General features: G+C 62.3%; 15 protein-coding genes and 1 pseudogene. 4 read left to right on the forward strand and 12 right to left on the reverse strand.

The features are described from left to right. Nucleotides 1-46 precede the first annotated feature (46 nt). Together ACF8EA_RS12765 and ACF8EA_RS12770 are read left to right on the forward strand one after the other, a co-directional pair. Nucleotides 47-2,248 carry an LTA synthase family protein gene (locus ACF8EA_RS12765; RefSeq protein WP_392522191.1) on the forward strand — a complete coding sequence of 734 codons (2,202 nt, stop codon included), beginning with the start codon at nt 47-49 and terminating at the stop codon, nt 2,246-2,248. A 76-nt stretch (nt 2,249-2,324) separates the two neighbouring features. After that, nucleotides 2,325-2,600: pseudogene (locus ACF8EA_RS12770) on the forward strand (DUF899 family protein); the annotation flags it as partial. A gap of 350 nt (nt 2,601-2,950) precedes the next feature. On the opposite strand, the gene ACF8EA_RS12775 reads toward ACF8EA_RS12770, so the two are convergent. The 9 genes from ACF8EA_RS12775 to ACF8EA_RS12815 all read right to left on the reverse strand — a co-directional run bounded on the left by ACF8EA_RS12775 (nt 2,951) and on the right by ACF8EA_RS12815 (nt 11,192). Then, the gene (locus tag ACF8EA_RS12775) at nt 2,951-5,419 is read right to left on the reverse strand and encodes a phosphatidylinositol-specific phospholipase C domain-containing protein (protein WP_392522192.1); all 2,469 of its coding nucleotides are present in this window, start codon (nt 5,417-5,419) and stop codon (nt 2,951-2,953) included. 267 nt (nt 5,420-5,686) lie between these two features. Then, nucleotides 5,687-6,310 (reverse strand): urease accessory protein UreG, encoded by a 624-nt coding sequence (ureG, locus tag ACF8EA_RS12780; RefSeq protein ID WP_012052571.1) that lies wholly within the window; start codon nt 6,308-6,310, stop codon nt 5,687-5,689. Between the two features lie 11 nt (nt 6,311-6,321). Then, complete coding sequence (locus ACF8EA_RS12785; protein WP_392522194.1) at nt 6,322-6,996, reverse strand: urease accessory protein UreF; 675 nt, start codon at nt 6,994-6,996, stop codon at nt 6,322-6,324. Then, nucleotides 6,996-7,541, reverse strand: a complete 546-nt coding sequence (locus ACF8EA_RS12790) for a HupE/UreJ family protein (RefSeq protein WP_021782341.1) — start codon at nt 7,539-7,541, stop codon at nt 6,996-6,998. The genes ACF8EA_RS12785 and ACF8EA_RS12790 overlap by 1 nt, the downstream gene beginning before the upstream one ends. Before the next feature lie 18 nt (nt 7,542-7,559). Continuing rightward, complete coding sequence (gene ureE, locus ACF8EA_RS12795) at nt 7,560-8,063, reverse strand: urease accessory protein UreE (RefSeq protein WP_021782340.1); 504 nt, start codon at nt 8,061-8,063, stop codon at nt 7,560-7,562. A gap of 9 nt (nt 8,064-8,072) precedes the next feature. Then, nucleotides 8,073-9,776 carry an urease subunit alpha gene (ureC, locus tag ACF8EA_RS12800; RefSeq protein ID WP_053870397.1) on the reverse strand — a complete coding sequence of 568 codons (1,704 nt, stop codon included), beginning with the start codon at nt 9,774-9,776 and terminating at the stop codon, nt 8,073-8,075. Then, complete coding sequence (locus tag ACF8EA_RS12805) at nt 9,773-10,090, reverse strand: urease subunit beta (RefSeq protein ID WP_010953752.1); 318 nt, start codon at nt 10,088-10,090, stop codon at nt 9,773-9,775. The genes ureC and ACF8EA_RS12805 overlap by 4 nt, the downstream gene beginning before the upstream one ends. A 19-nt stretch (nt 10,091-10,109) precedes the next feature. Next, the gene (locus tag ACF8EA_RS12810; protein ID WP_003253929.1) at nt 10,110-10,412 is read right to left on the reverse strand and encodes an urease subunit gamma; all 303 of its coding nucleotides are present in this window, start codon (nt 10,410-10,412) and stop codon (nt 10,110-10,112) included. 9 nt (nt 10,413-10,421) lie between these two features. Further along, on the reverse strand, nt 10,422-11,192 hold the full coding sequence (locus ACF8EA_RS12815) for an urease accessory protein UreD (protein WP_330509450.1): 771 nt from the start codon (nt 11,190-11,192) through the stop codon (nt 10,422-10,424). On the opposite strand from ACF8EA_RS12815, the gene ACF8EA_RS12820 reads away from it, so the two are divergent. Further along, nucleotides 11,142-11,294 carry a hypothetical protein gene (locus ACF8EA_RS12820; RefSeq protein ID WP_392522353.1) on the forward strand — a complete coding sequence of 51 codons (153 nt, stop codon included), beginning with the start codon at nt 11,142-11,144 and terminating at the stop codon, nt 11,292-11,294. The two genes, ACF8EA_RS12815 and ACF8EA_RS12820, sit on opposite strands and share 51 nt — an antisense overlap. Nucleotides 11,295-11,533: 239 nt before the next feature. Here ACF8EA_RS12820 and xerC read toward each other — a convergent pair whose 3' ends face one another. Next, nucleotides 11,534-12,448, reverse strand: coding sequence for a tyrosine recombinase XerC (gene xerC, locus ACF8EA_RS12825; protein ID WP_021782337.1), 915 nt, complete (start codon nt 12,446-12,448; stop codon nt 11,534-11,536). Between the two features lie 215 nt (nt 12,449-12,663). On the opposite strand from xerC, the gene ACF8EA_RS12830 reads away from it, so the two are divergent. Further along, nucleotides 12,664-13,845 carry an NnrS family protein gene (locus ACF8EA_RS12830; RefSeq protein WP_392522196.1) on the forward strand — a complete coding sequence of 394 codons (1,182 nt, stop codon included), beginning with the start codon at nt 12,664-12,666 and terminating at the stop codon, nt 13,843-13,845. 99 nt (nt 13,846-13,944) lie between these two features. Here the strand turns inward: ACF8EA_RS12830 and ACF8EA_RS12835 are convergent, their stop codons facing one another. Together ACF8EA_RS12835 and ACF8EA_RS12840 are read right to left on the reverse strand one after the other, a co-directional pair. After that, nucleotides 13,945-16,206, reverse strand: a complete 2,262-nt coding sequence (locus ACF8EA_RS12835) for an ATP-dependent DNA helicase (protein ID WP_392522198.1) — start codon at nt 16,204-16,206, stop codon at nt 13,945-13,947. Further along, complete coding sequence (locus ACF8EA_RS12840) at nt 16,203-17,852, reverse strand: VRR-NUC domain-containing protein (protein WP_392522199.1); 1,650 nt, start codon at nt 17,850-17,852, stop codon at nt 16,203-16,205. The genes ACF8EA_RS12835 and ACF8EA_RS12840 overlap by 4 nt, the downstream gene beginning before the upstream one ends. Nucleotides 17,853-17,962: the final 110 nt, after the last annotated feature.

Below are 17,962 nucleotides of genomic sequence, written 5' to 3' on the forward strand. Positions count from 1 at the left end.
ATCAAGCACAGATACATGACGATTTAATGGCAAAAGGGAAGTTTTTGTGAAGAACCTGTCCGACCACCCACGCACCCGGTTTGCCGCTTTGGCGGCCCTGGTGTTGGTGATCCCACTGGGTACGCGCGCCATGCTGGGTTGGTCCAACCCGTTCGGTTACCTGTCCGACCTCGCCCTTGGCAGCCTGTTGATCGTGCTGCTACACCGCAGGCCGTGGTGGCTTGCGCTGCCCGTGCTGCTGGCCTGGGCGGCGCTGTGGGTGGCCTCGGCCGAACTGGTAAGCGCAGTGGGCCGACTGCCCACCAGCGCCGACCTGAACTACCTGTTCGACCCGCAATTCATGGAGAATTCAACCGGTGGCGGCCTGGCCCATGCCTGGCTGCCCTGGGCCCTGGGTGGCGGCTTGCTGGCTTGGCTGGCCTGTGCGTGGCGCAGCCGTGCACAGGCCAGCCAGCCACTGCCGCGCACGGCCTGGGCCATACCCGTACTGCTGTTTGGCGCGCATTGGGGCAGCCAGCAGTTGCTACCTTCCGATGCCGACCAGTGGCGGCAATACAACCTCCCCCACCAGTTGATGTCTGCCGGGGTCGGTAATCTGCAACGCCAGGTCGAAGGCTGGATGGGCCGCACACAAACCTTCACCCCGCTCGCCAGCAGCGGCCTGACTCAATCCGACCTGCATGGGCAAAGGCTGCTTGCCGGCCCGGGAAGCGCCCGCAACTTGCTGGTGATTACCATGGAAGGCATCCCCGGCGCCTACTTGCGGCCTAACCGCCAGGCGCTGAACAGTCGTTTCAATGAGGACTTGATGCCCAGGCTCAGCAAGTGGGCCGAGCGCGGCATGAACACCCCAGACTACGTGCTGCACACCCACCAGACCATCCGTGGCCTGTATGCGATGCTGTGCGGCGATTACGACAAGCTGGCCAATGGCACGCCCAAGGGCGTGGAACTGCTGACCCAGAACGAACGCAACCAGGCCTGTCTGCCGGCACAATTGCGCCAGGCCGGTTTCACCACCCACTACCTGCAAGGCGCGGGCCTGCGCTTCATGGCCAAAGACCGCATCATGCCGCACATCGGTTTCGATTCGGTGCATGGCCAGGAGTGGTTCAGCAACAAGAACTACCTGCACTTCCCATGGGGCAAGGATGACCGCGCCTTCTTCGAAGGCGCCCTGGGCTATGTGGACCAGTTGCAGAAGCAGGACAAGCCATGGATGCTGACGCTGCTCACCGTGGGCACCCACCAGCCCTATTCGGCGCCGGCCGAGTACCTCAAGCGCTACGACACACCGAAACAGGCAGCGGTCGCCTACCTGGATGACGCGGTCGGGGCATTTCTAGACAATCTCGAGCGCCAGGGCGTCCTCAAGGACACACTGGTGGTGCTGACTTCCGACGAGTCCCACGGCATCGATGGCGTGCGCCTGGCCTCGTCCTGGGGCTTCAACCTTACCCTGGCGCCAGAGCAGGCCCAACTGCCAACCATCAAGCGCGGTACTTACGGTCACATCGACCTGGCCGCCTCGCTGCTCGACTACTTCGCACTGCCCATTCCTGTCGCGCTTGGCGGCCGCTCGTTGTACCGCGACTACGACAGCGGCCGCGAGATGATCTCTTACACCAACGGCATGCTGCGCTACCACAACGGCCAGGGCCTGTTCACCGAATGTGACTTCCAGCAGCGCTGCCGGCGTTATGCCAGTGAAGGCTTCATCGCCGACCAGGCCCGCTACCTCGGTCCGGCCGACAGCCTGCTGGGCCAGCAGATCAGCGCCCTGGCCGGGGTGCTCGACCAATCCTTGCTGCAAACCCCGCTCAACCTGCGTTACCAGTTCGGCGGCCCTTCACCGATCAAGTTGCGCAAGCGCATTCACGATGACTGGGCCGACAACCTGATTGGCGCCCAGTACCTGGAAATGCCTGAAGGCTCGCACACCCGCGTGCGGGTCAAGGTACGCTCGCTGGACCCCAAACGTGTGGCCTATATCCGGCTCAAGGCCAAGCAGTTGGAACAAGACGTGCCGCTGGGCCTGCCAGAAGAGGTGAAGGTCACCGCCGACGCGCCCCTGGAGATGGAGTTCAGCTTCGACAACCCGACCGAGCGCAAGGCGTTTTCCTTCCATTTGCTGGGCTATGGCGGCGGCAAGGTAGAAGTCAGCGACTTCAGCGTGATCACTGCCCTGCCTGGCCAGGATGACAGTGCCGATGAACTGGCCGAGGGGCATATCGCCCATTCGGGCTGAGCCGGTACCGCTCATCGCCCGGCCACCGGCGCCTGTCGATTCGACCTGGTCGTACCCGACCAAGGTGTGAATCCCCAGCGAGGAGACTGACGGCGCCAACCTGCACCTGGCGCACCACGATGTGTCGCTGGTGGCGGTGTCACGGGCCCCGTATGCCGAATTCCAGGCATTTCGCCGGCGCATGGGCTGGCAGTTCCCGTGGTACTCGTCGAATGGCAGCGACTTCAACGAGGACTTTGGCGTCAGTGTCGGCCGTGAAGGCCAGCGGCAGTACAACTATGAGCCGTATGAGGGCAATGAAAGCGAGCTGCCGGGCTTGAGTACGTTTTTCCGCGAAGCCGACGGCAACGTGCCTAGGTAGCGGTGTGATCGGCAGCGGCTGGGTTGCCCGCAAAAACGCGTGCATATTTACCACATGTTGCACCGGGACGGGTTCGAGGGCGTACTGGCCGTAAGCGAACAGTTGCCGCTTCACGTTGAACTGGCGAGGGCCAAGAGCGGCGCTCTTCTCCCTCGCCAGTCAAACGCTGCTGGATACCTTGATGCAGGTGCACATTGACGCGCCGCCAGCCGAATTTACCGGCAGGATAATCGGGCTGCCCTTACCCACCTGAGTGGTAGAACAATCAACGGAGCCACCAGTTGCTCGCCGAAAGTCAACACACTGCGCGTTTCGCGACAATACATAAAATAGACGTTGTATTATTCAGCGTCCACTTTGCCGTATTGAAGCAGATGTAACCATCTTATTTTGGCATTGGTGCCTATCCATCGTATCTCCTGGACGCCTTTGGGTAGACTAGTAGGTACATCCGACAGCAACGGCACCTCAAAGCCATCACCTTCAAAGTCTTTAGAGATGATGTATTGCCTGAAGCACAGCAACCCCAACCCGCCAAAGGTAATCAACCTGTTACGATTGTACGGCCGCACCGCGAAACGCACGCTTCCGCCCTCGTTGCTGATGGCGGTTTCCCTCCAGAGTGGAATCAACGAACCGAAAGGTAGTTTTTTGCGGACCGGGTCACCGTCAAATAATGGCAGTGGATACATATTCACGTTGACTCGCGCCCCAACGGGTGGTTCCACTTCATCGCCTTCGTCGCGCCGTGAAATATTTGCGAGGTTTTGATTGACAATGGAGTTGACATACCCCGGCGTCACAAAATCCAGCAAAACCACCTGCGGGGCACTCCAGTTAGCCGGGTAGCTGTTAAGATTGTGTGCCAGTTTTTCATTGATGACTTTCGCCATTTTTTCGACCGAATCCGCCCCGCTCTGCGGGGTGCGAGTCCAGTTGAGCATGAAGCCGACGCCATATTCACCCGGCACATGCCTTGCCCACTTACCCAACTGATCTTCAATCACAGCATCTGTGTCTTTCGAATTAGCGTAGTCATCCACAATTTGATACGCATCCCAAGAGTTTGGACCCCTTGTTTTTCTATAAAAACCTGAGTCAGGCGCATCCATCAACCCTTCACTGACCACCAGCATTTTCCCGCGCAAATCCTCCAAGATAAATTGGTTCACCGGTTTGCGCTCACCCGGTTCGGCACTGACTTTGTGCAGACGATTCGCATGGCGATTAATCATCGTTTGAATGGCTGAAACGTCAGCGTCGGGTATATGCGTGAAGCTCAAGATCACGAACTCTCCGCGATTTTCTGTCAAGAATGTGTCAACGGAAGTGAGTACTTCGTCGAGCGTCGCGCCGTCGCATCCCGGCCCCGTGCCGGTGCCGGTCCGATGGTAACAAAGCAGTTGACCATCAGCGCGAGCGACCCGGATATCCAGGTAACGAACACCCATCCGGAGTTGCTCCGCAATGGAGGCGCGTTGCGCTCTAGATGCTGCCTCACCAAAGCCTCCCCCGGTGCAATTATGCAGTGGGCCATACATGCCAGCGTTATGGCTGCCGGGAAGCACCATATCTTGCACGCGAGTCGTACCTATCAATCTGGTCATCCACGCCTCGGTGGGCAGCGCATTTAGCGATCCCTCGTACACGAATATCTCGTCGTCCGTGAGCGGCTCTCCGCCGCGCTGAAAATACATCGAGGCATCAAACTCCCCGTACGGCGTTGGCGCCTTACCCTCCACTCGAACCCAACGCTTACCGTCGTCCGGGTTGCGGGCACCAATGGCGCCGAACCACCAGTTATTTGATGTTCCTGTATGACCTTGAGCGATGAAAACGTCCTTGAATACCAGCGTTTGGTCCATGCCACTGAAACTACCGCCCGTCACGGTCAGTTTCAACGTGCCTTTGAAACCAAAATTGAGCTTACCTGGAGCATGCCCGAACGTATTCTCGGAATCACTGATGTAGCTACTGAACCAGTTCGCGACAGCATCCGTACCGTGCCGCCCCACCTTGAAGCTCATAGTTCCATTGCTGGAGAAACTTCTCGTAAACGGTGGGTTCATATAGTTATCAGGATCTTGGCCACTGGAAACCTTCGCCGACGTAATTTCGTAGGAGCCGTAAACAATCTCGTTAGCCGTTCCAAAGGGTTGGCCATATTTAGACCGAAAATGCACCTTGTTGTCGTGATACGTCTGCTCCACGTCTGCCTGCGGTTGAACTGCCTCGGCTCGCGCCTTTTTCCCGGCGAGCAGTACCAAAGGACGAAATGCCCAGGTCGCGCCAAGCGTACTCAACTGTTCAAAATTACAAGCCCCGTGGACAATTCTATCCTCAGCATCCCTAATCCAAATGGGAAGAGCGTATTCATAGTCCGAAAGATCACCTGTAAAACCATCAGCGTACAGACTGAACCTGACACCCGACCCGTCGTGATATAAAATCTCCCAACCATCGACGTTTTGTATTTCTGACTGACCGTCAGTCTGCAGACTGTGCTTCACGAAGGGTGAATTGGTATCGCTCAACGGAGCACTTTCACTAGCGGCGGAGGGTGCTGCGTTCATTGTGGGTCTGACCGTTCCAATCCTTCGCCGCCAACGGCCATCAGGGTTGGTAAGTGTCACTACCTCCATGTCAAACATACCAGGCCTGACAAGCATGGCCGGACGTTCAATTTCTTCGAATTCGCCCCAGTCTACCGGGTCTGTACATTGCTTAGGGGTGTAGACACGGATGAGCACGTCCCCGGAGGGGCTGATATAGCTGATCTCTTCGAATTCGTCGCTCGCCAATTCAGTCATGACTATCCACCTGCTTCCGTTATAGGGGATGTCAGCATTGCACTCGGCAAGCACAGGCTGCTACTGGCAAAAATATCAGTTCTGGGGCTGGGAAATAGCAAACGCGAAGACGAAAAAAACCCCGGAAAGCCGTGAGCTACCGGGGCCCGTGCCCTTGGCCATCGACAAGCAACTATTGCCAGCGTTGGCGCAGTTCAACAAACACGCGTAATTCATTTACCCAGGACCGGCCCCTTCGCGGGACAAGCCCGCAGGGACCTCGATCTGTCAGGCTCGCGCACCCAGCATCCCGCGCTCGACGATAAAGTCGATCACCGCCTGCAACCCCTCGCCCTTCTTCAGGTTGCTAAAGGTCCAGGGCCGCTGCGGCCGCATACGCTGGGTGTCGCGTTCCATCACTTCCAGTGAAGCCCCGACATAAGGCGCCAGATCGGTCTTGTTGATCACCAGGAAGTCGGACTTGGTAATGCCAGGGCCGCCCTTGCGCGGGATCTTCTCGCCCTCGGCCACGTCGATCACGTAGATGGTCAAGTCGGCCAGCTCCGGGCTGAACGTGGCGCTGAGGTTGTCACCGCCGCTTTCCACGAAAATGACTTCGAGGTTACCGAACTTGCGCGCCAGCGCTTCGACCGCCGCCAGGTTCATCGAGGCGTCTTCACGAATGGCCGTGTGCGGGCAGCCGCCGGTCTCCACGCCGACGATGCGCTCCGGTTCAAGGGCGCCGGCCTCGGTGAGGATACGCTGGTCTTCCTTGGTGTAGATATCGTTGGTAACCACGGCAATCTGGTAGTGATCGCGCATGGCCTTGCACAGCGCTTCCAGCAGTGCGGTCTTGCCAGAGCCGACCGGGCCGCCGACACCGACGCGCAGGGGTTGTTGATAGCTTTGCATGCAGGCAGTCCTCAGGAACGGAACAAACGGGTGTATTGGGTTTCGTGACGCGATGAAGCGATGGCCAGCAGCGGCAGGCCGCCGCCGAGCTGGTCATCGCCCAGAGCCAGTGCCTGGTCCAGTGCAGCGGGCAAGTCGGCGCCGAGATCGCGCAGCAAGGTCTGGGCAGCCTGCTGGCCGAACGGCACCAGCTTGACCCCGGCCATGACTGCGCCCTCCAGCCAGGCAAAGCCATGGCCCAATGCCAGTTGGCGCAACGGGATGGCCCAGTGCGCGGCCAGCCAGGCCATGCCGCCCAACTGGGTCAGCTCAAGGCTGGTGCGCCAGGCCGGTGCCTGGCCCAGTTGCCAACCGTCGAGCAACCGCGCCAGCGCCGCGCCGCGCTGTTGTTCTTCCAGGCGCAACTCGGCGGTTTCGCGGTTGGCCAGCAAGAACCGGCTCCACTGGCCGAACGCTTCGGCGTCCTCGGCCTGGCAGGCGTGATACAGGCGCGCCAACACCGGCCAGTCAAGACAAGCCAAGGTGTCGTGAAGCTGCTCACGCTGCCAGCTGGCAAAGCTGTCCACGCCGCGAACCCAGCCGGCCTCGACCGCCCACTCCAGGCCTTGCGAATAGGTAAAACCACCCACTGGCAAGCCGGGGCTGGCCAACTGCAGCAGGCGCAGCAGCGCCAGGTCGCTGTTCATCAACCGGCCAGCACCAGCGCGGCGCCGGCCAGCAGGCCACCGCCAAAGGCCTTCTGCAGGCCGCTGTGGCGGCGCAGCAGGCAACCGATTGCAAAGCCTGCCGCCAGCAGCAAGCCGCTGACCGCGACAAACCCCGCGCTAAATTGCCAGAAAGCGCTCGGCGTGGCTTCCACGCCATGGGCCCAGCCATGGAACAAGGCGAACACCGGCATGGCCATGGCCAGCAGCAACTGGCGGCTCGGCAGCAGTACCGCCCCGGCAGCCACCAGCAGCGACACGGCAATCAGGGTCTCCATGCCCAGCACATCGCCGAACAGGTGACCGCACACGGCACCACCGAACATGGCTGCCAGGGTAGCCAGGGGCAACGTCAGGTTGCGCCGGGTCAACGCGGCGAGCACGCCGGTGCCCAGTAGCATCAGCAGGTGATCAAGCCCGGTCAGCGGGTGCAGCAGGCCGTCCTGCAGCGGGTTGCTGTCATGGCCTGGATGGGCGAAGGCTGGCAGTGCCAGCATCAACAGAAACAGGGCGAAAGTCTTTTTCATCGGTTGCTCCAGGGCAGTTCAGGAATGGGCAGGCAGGCGAACGAACGGGTGATCGTGGCCATGGGCATGACTGTGGCTGTGGCCATGCGGTGCACTTTGGTAGGCGCCCGCTTCAGGCTCGAACGGGGCCTGTTCGGCCTCTACCGTCAGGCCCAGCCCCCGCAGCATGTCGTCCAGCACATGGTCGTGCTGGAAGCGCAACAGCCCAGGTTCGATCTGCAGCGGCACATGGCGGTTACCCAGGTGGTAGGCGGCGCGGGCCAACAGGTGTGGATCGGTACAGCGCACCGTCGACACCGCCTCGGGCGCCGCCAGCACGCGGATCAGCTGGGTGCCCTCGGCATCGGCCAGCAATTCACCTCCGCGCAGCAGGTGGCCGCGCTCCAGCATCAGCCCGGCCTCGCGGCCATCGTCCAGGGTTACTCGCAGGCGGCTTTTGATACGGCTGTCCACATCAAGGGTCACAGTGCCACTGACAACCCGCGTGCCGGGTTCGGAGATACGGCGGTTCAAGACAATCATGGGTGCTCCTCAGAACAGGAAATAGCGCTGGGCCAGCGGCAGTTCGCTGGCCGGTTCGCAGACCAGCAGCTCGCCATCGGCACGCACCTGATAGGTCTGCGCATCGACTTCGATCAGCGGCTGCAGGGTGTTGTGGACCATGTCCGGCTTGCGTACCCGCCGGCAGCCGTTGACCACCCCAATCAGGCTGCGCAGGTTCAGCTCCTCGGCCAACCCGCGGTCCATTGCCGCCTGCGGCAGGAATGTCATGCGTGTGGCATGCCGCGCCGCACCCAGCGCGCCGAACATCGGCCGATAGTGCACCGGCTGGGGGGTGGGTATGGAGCCGTTGATGTCGCCCATGGGTGCGGTAACGATCATCCCGCCCTTGAGCACCAGGGCCGGCTTGACCGCAAAGAACGCTGGCGACCACAGCACCAGGTCGGCCAGTTTGCCGACCTCCACCGAGCCCACTTCGTGACCGATGCCATGGGTGAGTGCCGGGTTGATGGTGTACTTGGCGATGTAGCGCTTGACCCGGAAGTTGTCGCTGTACGGGGTGTCCGGTGCCAGCGGCCCGCGACGCAGCTTCATCTGGTGCGCCACCTGCCAGGTGCGCAGCACCACCTCGCCAACCCGGCCCATGGCCTGGGAGTCGGACGAGGTCATGGCAAAGGCGCCCATGTCGTGAAGGATGTCCTCGGCAGCGATGGTTTCGCGGCGAATGCGCGACTCGGCAAAGGCCACGTCCTCGGCGATGCTCGGGTCCAGGTGGTGGCAGACCATGAGCATGTCCAGGTGCTCGTCCACGGTGTTGATCGTGTAAGGCAGGGTCGGGTTGGTCGAGGATGGCAGCACGTTGGCCTGCCCCGCTGCACGGATGATGTCCGGGGCATGGCCGCCTCCGGCACCTTCAGTATGGAAGGTGTGGATAGTGCGGTCGCCGATGGCCGCCAACGTGTCTTCGATACAGCCCGACTCGTTGAGGGTGTCGGTGTGAATCGCCACCTGGATATCCATTTCCTCGGCCACGCCAAGGCAGCAGTCGATGGCCGCTGGCGTAGAGCCCCAGTCTTCATGCAGTTTGAGTCCGACAGCACCTGCGGCAATCTGCTCGCGCAGTGCCTCAGGCCGCGAGGCATTGCCCTTGCCGAGCAACCCGATGTTGATCGGCAAGCTGTCGGCGGCCTGCAGCATGCGCGCAAGGTACCAGGGGCCGGGCGTGCAGGTGGTGGCATTGGTGCCAGTGGCTGGTCCGGTTCCGCCGCCGATGAACGTGGTGACACCGCTGTTCAATGCCTCGTCCACCTGCTGCGGGCAAATGAAGTGGATATGCGAATCGACCCCCCCGGCGGTGACGATCTTGCCCTCGGCCGCGATCACCTCGGTCCCTGGCCCGACCGGCACGTTCACGCCTGGCTGCACATCGGGGTTGCCGGCCTTGCCGATCAGCGCGATGCGTCCATGCTTGATACCGATGTCGGCTTTGACGATGCCCCAGTGATCGATGATCAGCGCATTGGTCAACACCAGGTCCATGGCCTCGGCCGCCAGCATCTGGCCCTGCCCCATGCCATCGCGAATGACCTTGCCGCCGCCGAACTTCACCTCTTCGCCGTAGATGGTGAAGTCTTTCTCGACCTCCACCCACAACGCAGTGTCGGCCAGGCGCACGCGGTCGCCAACCGTGGGCCCGAACATGTCGGCATAGGCCTGACGGGAAATACGGCTCATGCCCTGCCCTCCAGCGCGCCCATCACTTTGCCCTGAAAACCATAGACCTCACGCTTGCCGGCGTAAGCCACCAGTTGCACGGTACGCGCCTGACCCGGTTCGAAGCGCACGGCAGTGCCGGCCGGAATGTCCAGGCGAAAGCCCAGGGTAGGCGCACGGTCGAACACCAGCGCGTCGTTGACCTCGTAAAAGTGGTAGTGCGAGCCGACCTGCACCGGCCGGTCGCCATGGTTGGCCACGCTGACGCTGACCGTTTCTCGGCCACTGTTCAACTCGATGTCGCCCGCGGCGACCTGGATTTCACCTGGGATCATGCAACGCTCCTTGGCGGTTTCAGACGATGGGGTCATGCACGGTCACCAACTTGGTGCCATCCGGGAAGGTCGCTTCGACCTGCACGTCGTGAAGCATTTCAGCGATACCGGGCATCACCTGCTCACGGGTCAGCACTTCGCGCCCCAGGCTCATCAGTTCGGCGACTGTGCGGCCATCGCGGGCGCCTTCGAGCACTGCAGCGCTGATCAGCGCCACGGCCTCCGGGTAGTTGAGCTTCAGGCCACGGGCCAGACGCCGCTCCGCCAGCAGCGCGGCAGTGAACAGCAGCAGTTTGTCTTTCTCTCTCGGGGTAAGCTCCATGGCGCTCTCTCAGGTAGCCCAGATACGCGGCGGGCAGGCTGGCAGGCCGAGGATGGCCGGACGCAGCACATGCCACAGGCGTTGCAGGGTGCGTTGCAGGTGTTGGTTGTCATGGTCGAGCAGGCGGATCACCAGCAACGACCCGAGCAGGGTTGCACCGGCCGGGTTGCCCAGTTCATCGAGCAGCGGGCGAACCTGCTCCAGCACGGCCTGATCGGCCGGTGCGGCACAGAAAGTGGCGAGTAGCGGATGCCCACCCAGCTTGTCCAGGTGCCCGCCCTCGAGACGCAGGCGCTCATGCAGGCCAACCTCGTCAGGCAGTACGATGTGCAAAAGGCTGTCGAGGGCGCCGTGGTCGAAACGCTCGTGCATGACCGGGCGGCCCAGGCACAGGGTTTCCCAGGCCAGCAAGCGGGCGCCCGGCTCAAGGGTAAAACGGCTGGCGAGGCTGGCGCGGGCGCCTGAGAAGAAGATGCTGTCCTGCGGCAGCCACTCCAGGGTGCTGCCCGCGGCCAGGTGAAAGCGCTGGGCCAACCGCGCGGTCGGGCCGATGCTGCGATAGAACTTGCTAGCGCCGGGCATGGTCAGCAGCGCATGGCTACCCGGCTCCAGGTGAATGTCCAGTTCCAGGCGGTCGCCGGCGACGATGCCGCCCGGCGGGTGCAAGACATAGACATGGCATGGCGCACCCTCCGGATAAAAAGGCCGCTGCACCAAAAGAGGTCCAAAATGCCTCCACGCACCAAGGCGGGTCACGCTATCACGCTGGACAAAGCGCAACTGCAGGTGAGCACTCCAGCCTGCATCGTCTTGTTGTTGTTCGATCTGCTCCGCGAGCGACATCCTGCGGCCCCTGAAATCCGTGGCCTGCTGGCCGTTTAGAGGGTTTGGCGCGGGCGGCTGCTAGCGCGCACGGCCTGACCACTCGATCAAATTCGCAGGCTGGATATAGCAGGTTGCGGGCCAACTCCGCAGGTGAAGGATGATGAAACTTATGCTGCGGCCGCTCTGGCATCGGGCATACGGGGGGATGGCGCACAAAGCAGGGGCGTGCGCCGGCCCTGTTTCGGTGCCGGCGCCCGTGAGAATGGGGCAGCTTTGCAGCCCCTGAAAATCAAACCTCAGTAATCGAAGCGGTCAACGGCACGCCGACGCTCGTTGTCATCACGCCGGTCATAGATGGCCGTGGTCTGGATATTGGCATGGTGCGCCAGCTTCTGCGCAATCGACAGGTCGTGCTCTTCGATCACCCGGGTGATAAATGCCCGGCGAAAATCGTGTGGCATGATCTTCACCCCCACCTGCGCGCCGCGCTGGCGGGCAATGTAGTAGATCGCATGCTTGGTAATGCGCGCACGGGTAATGTGGCTGCCGCGACGGATGCGGTTGAACAAAAACGGGTCGTCCTCCGCCCCGGCAGGCAGGTCCTGGCGGCGCAGTTCAAGCCACGCCTGCAGCTTCTCGAATGCCCACGGCGGTGCATACTTGACCAGCTGGTGGTTGCCCTTGCCCACCACTTGCAGGCTGCGCGCCTCGAAGTCGACCTGGTCGAGGTCGATGTCGACCGACTCCGACTTGCGCATGCCGGTGCCGTACAGCAAGGCAATGATCGCCGCATCACGTACCCCCTGTGGCCGCGGGTCGGCTGCGCACACATCCATCAGCTCGCGGATCAGGCTGCGGCGCAGGTTGCGCCCTGGCGGCAGACGGGAGCCTGTGGCCGGCTTGACCTCGCGAATGCGCAACAACTGCTCGTGGTCGATCAGGCCCTGACGCCAGGCCTCGTTCATCACCCCGCGAATCGCGTTGACGTACAGCGACGAGCTGTTGGGCGCGTAACCATCAGCACGCAGGGCTGCCACCAGTGCAATCACATGGCCCGGCTCAAGCCGATGCCAAGGCACATCGACGATGTTGCAGTCGACGAAACCTAGCCGGTCGGCGGCGTCCTGAAGAATGTAGCGCATGGTTTGCTGACTGGATGGGGCCAGACGGGCCATGTACTGCAGCAGCGGGTTTTTCGAGAGGTCGGACAAAACGTGAATCCTGTAGCGAAGCGTCAGCCGGCACTGAACCAGGCGAACCCTGAAGCAAGTCAAAACGACATACAAGCCAGTCCGAATGACTGCAAAACGCGCGTGTCATTCGGACCCTGAGAAGTGCCATCACCTTGATATTCAAGGGCTTTGCAACTGGCACGGATCGTGATCTTACCCCAATTGACGCCTACTGAACGAACCAAGGATCGCCCATGCTCTTGCAACCCACTGCTTCACGCCCGCGCCAAGCCGTCTGGGGTTTGGGTTTTCGCCCGTTCTTCCTGGGTGGCAGTTTGTTTGCGCTGATCGCCCTGCTGTTGTGGGCCGGCGTACTGGCCGGGGCACTGGCCCCTGCACCGCCCGGCGGCATGCTCGCCTGGCACCGCCACGAGATGCTTTACGGCTTCGCCGCCGCCATTATCGCGGGTTTTCTGCTGACCGCCGTGCAGAACTGGAGCGGCATCCCAGGCTTGAGCGGGCGGGCGCTGCAGGGTTTGTTCCTGCTTTGGCTGCTGGGCCGGCTGAGCTGGTTTCTGCCACTACCGGGTAGCGTGTTGATACTGGTCGAGGGCAGCTTCCTGCCATTGGTGGCACTGAGCCTGGCACGACCGATCGTGCAACGGCGCCTGCGCAACAACTACCCTATCGTGGTACTGGTGCTGTTGATTGCCGCCTGCCAGTGGTTGACCTTGGCAGGCTGGTTGCAGCAGGACGAACTGTGGCAGCGTCGTGGAATATTTGCCGGGCTGTGGCTGGTGACGGCGATGATGACCGTGCTCGGCGGCCGGGTCATACCATTTTTTACCCGGCGTGGCCTGGGTCACCTTGGCGCGGCCCCTGCCCGTCCATGGCTGGACCGTGCGTGCCTGTTGCTCAGCGTGGCAGTACCGCTGGCGTTTGCCACCGGCCTGGCCGATAAGCCCCGTGCCAGCCTGGCGGTGCTGTTTTTTGCCTTGTTCGCGCTGCACGCGGCCCGACTGCTGCTGTGGCACGACCGTGGCCTGTGGCGCGTACCGTTGCTGTGGTCGCTGCACCTGGCCTACGCCTGGATCGCCCTGGCCTGCCTGGGCATGGCGCTGTGGCACAGTGGGGTGGCCCTGAGCCCAAGCCTGGTGACCCACGCGCTGACCGTTGGCGCCATGACCGGGCTGATCCTGGCCATGATGGCGCGGGTCAGCCTGGGCCACACCGGCAGGCCATTGCAGGTACCGACCAGCATTGCCTGGGCCTTTGCCCTGATGCAACTGGCGACCCTGGCCCGGGTGATTCTGCCGCTGTTCACATCGCTGGGGGTAAGTGTTTCGGCACTGTGCTGGAGCCTTGCGTTGCTGCTGTTTCTGCGCCATTACCTGCCGATCCTGCTGCGGCCCCGGGCAGACGGAATGCCCGGTTGACGCGCTTGGGCCGCATTGCAGCGATGTGCCATGAGGGGAGCTTGGTGGGTGGTTTGCTCACCCTCCCGATTGCGACTGATCGCCAAAGGCGAAAGACCGCTAGACAGTAGCCGCCGCCCACCACCCTGGAAACATCTGCTGCACCCGCGGCTCGGCGAAGCGTTCGTCAATCAGCACCAGTACGCCCCGGTCCTGTTCACCCCGAATAACCCGGCCCGCCGCCTGGATAACCTTGCGCACGCCCGGGTAGAGATACGCGTAATCGAAACCCGCACCAAATTGCCGCCCCAGGCGCTGTTTGAACTGCTCGTTGACCGGGTTGACCTGAGGCAGCCCCAAGGTGGCGACAAACGCGCCAATCAGCCGCGTGCCGGGTAAATCCACCCCTTCGCCGAAAGCACCGCCCAATACGGCAAAGCCCACACCTCGGCCATCGGCGACAAAACGATCGAGAAATGCCTGGCGGGCCGCCTCGTCCATGCCCGGCGCCTGTGACCACAGCGGAATCTGGCCATGCTGCTCGGCCAACAGCCCTGCCACCTGTTGCAGGTATTCGAAGCTGCTGAAGAACGCCAGATAGTTACCCGGCATGCGCTCATACTGCCGGGCAATCAGGTCAACGATCGGTGCCAAGGAAGCTTGGCGCTGCTGGAAACGGGTGGACACCTGGCTGGCAATACGCACCTCCAGCTGTTCGGCACAGAACGGCGCGGCCACTTCCAGCCAGGCGGTATCGGCTGGCATGCCCAACAGGTCGCTGTAGAAGTGCCGTGGGCTCAACGTGGCGGAAAACAGCGTCACACTGCGCGCCGCCTGCATGCGTGGTGCCAGCAGCCGCGCCGGGATGACATTGCGCAGGCACAGGGTGGCCAAGCGCCGTTTGCGCGGGCCCTGGCGCTGGCTGATGTCGAACAGAAAGTGCTCGTCGAACAGCTCGGCAACCCGACAGAACTGCAAGGCCTGATAGAAGAACTGCAACACCTGAGGGTCCATGTGCGTGGGCGCCTGGTTCATCTGCTCCTGAATCAGCCCGACGCACTGCTGCAGGGCACGCAGCAGCCCTTCAGGCAGCGACTCGCTGGCCTGGTACGGCGCACGCTGCTCTTTATACAGCGCGTTCCATTGCCTGTTGAGGCGGTCCAGCGCACTGACCAGCCCAGGCGGTTTGCTCTGGCGCAACGCCAGCAACTGGCCCTGGTCAAGGCTTGCGCTGTACATGCCGCGCCCACGCTCGACCAGGTTGTGCGCTTCGTCCACCAGCACTGCCACTCGCCACTGGTTGAGCTGGGTCAGGCCGAACAGCAAAGCATGCGCATCGAAGTAGTAGTTGTAGTCGGCGACCAGCACGTCGGCCCAGCGCGCCATCTCCTGGCCCAGGTAGTACGGGCACACCTGGTGCGCCAAGGCCACTTCACGCAGGTTGGCGCGGTCGAGCAACGGCACTGCTGCAGCAGCCTCGCGCGCAGCCGGCAAACGGTCATAGAAGCCTGCGGCCAATGGGCAGGACTCACCATGACAGGCCTTGTCCGGGTATTCACAGGCTTTGTCGCGAGCGATCAGCTCCAGTGTGCGCAAGGCAGGTTGCGGCGTGGCATCGGTGATCTGGCGCACGGCGTCCAGCGCAAGCGCCCGGCCCGGTGTCTTGGCGGTAAGAAAGAACAGCTTGTCCAGTTGCTGCGGCACCATGGCCTTCAGCAACGGGAACAAGGTACCGAGGGTCTTGCCAATGCCGGTGCTGGCCTGGGCCATCAGGCAACGGCCGGTGCTAACCGCCTTGTACAAGGTTTCAGCCAACTGCCGCTGGCCCTTTCGGAACTGTGGGTAAGGGAAACTCAGCGCCAGCAGGCCTTGGTCACGTTCGGCCAAGCGTTGTTGCTGCAATCGGGCCCAGCCCAGAAAGCGCTGGCACTGGGTTTCGAAGAAGGCCTGCAACTCGGCAGCCGAACAGTGCTCAGTGAACAGCGTCTGGCTGTCGCTGTCCACGTCGAGGTACACCAGCGCCACCTCGATGGCGGGCAGTTGTCGTGCCTGGCACATCAACCAGCCATAGACCTTGGCCTGCGCCCAGTGCAACTGACGGTGATTGGCCGGTTGACGCGCCAGATCGCCACGGTGCGTCTTGATTTCCTCCAGGCGATTGCTGCCAGGGTCATAGCCATCGGCACGGCCCCGCACCGTCAGGGTTTCGAACTGGCCTTCAAGGGTGATTTCCGACTCGTAGCCAGCAGCCCGCCTTGCCACTACTCGCTGATGTCCCTCGATACCCTCCTGAGCGGAGGGCGACGGCGTGAAACGCAGGTCCAGGTCGCCAACCTTGGCGCTGAACTCACACAAGGCGCGCACCGCTACGCTGTAACTCAAGGCGATTCGCTCCAGCGCACGTGGCACACCGCGACCGGCAGGCCGTGTTGCCGGCAGAACTCCAGCCAGCGCAGCTGATTGTCCTGCAGGCGATCACCGGGCCCCTTGACCTCGACCATGCGATAACGGCCCTGCTCGGGCCAGAACTGGATAAGGTCGGGCATGCCGGCACGGTTGCTGCGAATGTCCTGCAACAGGCGCAGAAAACATTGCTTGAGCGCAGCGGCCGGCAAGCAAGCCAAGGCCTGCTCCAGCAGTGCCTCGCTGAGCATGGACCAGAACACGAACGGCGACTGCAGCCCCTGTTTGGCCACGTAGCAGTCGAGAATCGCCCGGCGATGGCTGCCATCGTCGAGCCTCCCGAGGCAGCGTTCGAACAGTGCACTGCGCCGTTGCTGGAAGTCGCTGTCGTGCAGGTCCTGTGGCGCGGCCTGGAACGGGTTGAAGAATGCGCCGGGCACCGGGGCGAAGATGGCCTCCCAGCACAACAGGCCAAACAGGCTGTTGAACAGCGTGTTTTCCACGTAATGCACCTGCCCCCCCTCTTGCATCAGGTGCTGACGCACGGCTTCTTCAACGCCCAGCGCAGCATTCCCGCGGGGCAGTTCGAGCTCGATCAGTTCCAGCGGCGTGGTGCGCTTGCGCCGCTGGGGCGGCCCGCCGAGTTTTCGCGCCAGGCGTGGCAGCATGCGCTGCAGCGCCTGCTCCTCCAGCGCGTTGGCGGGTGCCGCAGCCAGTTGCAATGCCAGTGCATGGGCCTGGTGCCACTGTTCGCTGCGCTCCAGCACCCTCACCTGGCGAATGCGCGCCTGAGGATGGTCGCACTGCGCATACACGGCCGTGGCCAGGTCCCATTCACCCAGGCGCTCGCATTGTTGGCCCACGGCGAATTGCAGCCGTGCATGGCGCCGGGCCAGCCAGGGGTTGTCGCTGTGCAGGCCCTGCAGGGTGGCAAGGATCGGCTGCGGGTCGCCGCCCTGCTCCAGGCGCTCGGCGCACTGGTGCAGGGCCATGGCCAGGTCGACATCGTCACGTTGCTGCAGGGCGCGAGAATCGGAGCTGAATGGTACCTGCTCGTAACGCAGCAAGCCCAGGTCGGCGAGGACAAAGTCTGACCAGTCCTGGTACAGGTTGCCGAAGAACAGCAGGCGCATGCGGTCGCACAGAGGTTGCAGGCACCACTGCAGAATGCGCACCTCGCTGTCGGGAAACCATTCGGCCAATGACCGCGCCGCCAGGGCCAGGGGTTGCAACTGTGCCAACAGCTCATGCTTGGCTGCGCGCGGGCGGCTCAGTTGCCGGGCGAAGCAGCGGGCCAGCTCTTCTTTGCGCAGCAACGCGAACAGCTGTTCAAGCTCCAGTTGCTCGGGCTCCCTTACCCAGCCAAGGACCAGCAACGGCTGCAGCGCCAGCGCGGTATCGCCGATTTCGGCGTAGTCGAGCCGATCGCTGCGAAACAACTCGCCTTTGCGCATGACCATACGCACCATCAAGGCCTGGGCTGGCGCTTGCAACTGACTGAAGGCACGGATGAAGGCCAGTTCCTGGTCATCGAGCAGGTCCTGGTAGCGCTGTTCGACCCACGACACTACCTGGCGGAAGTTATGCAGGTAGTAGAACGGGTCGTCGACGGAATGGGCAATCACGGGATGGCATCAGGTAGCAAAAACAGACACTGGTTATACATACAGAAAAGCGTACCTGACAAGAGCCGCGGGTCAGCCCGTTGACTCGTTCATTTGACTTGTCGTCCCCT

The organism is Pseudomonas sp. YQ_5 (assembly GCF_043103305.1).
In the GTDB taxonomy this organism is placed as follows: domain Bacteria; phylum Pseudomonadota; class Gammaproteobacteria; order Pseudomonadales; family Pseudomonadaceae; genus Aquipseudomonas; species Aquipseudomonas putida_Y.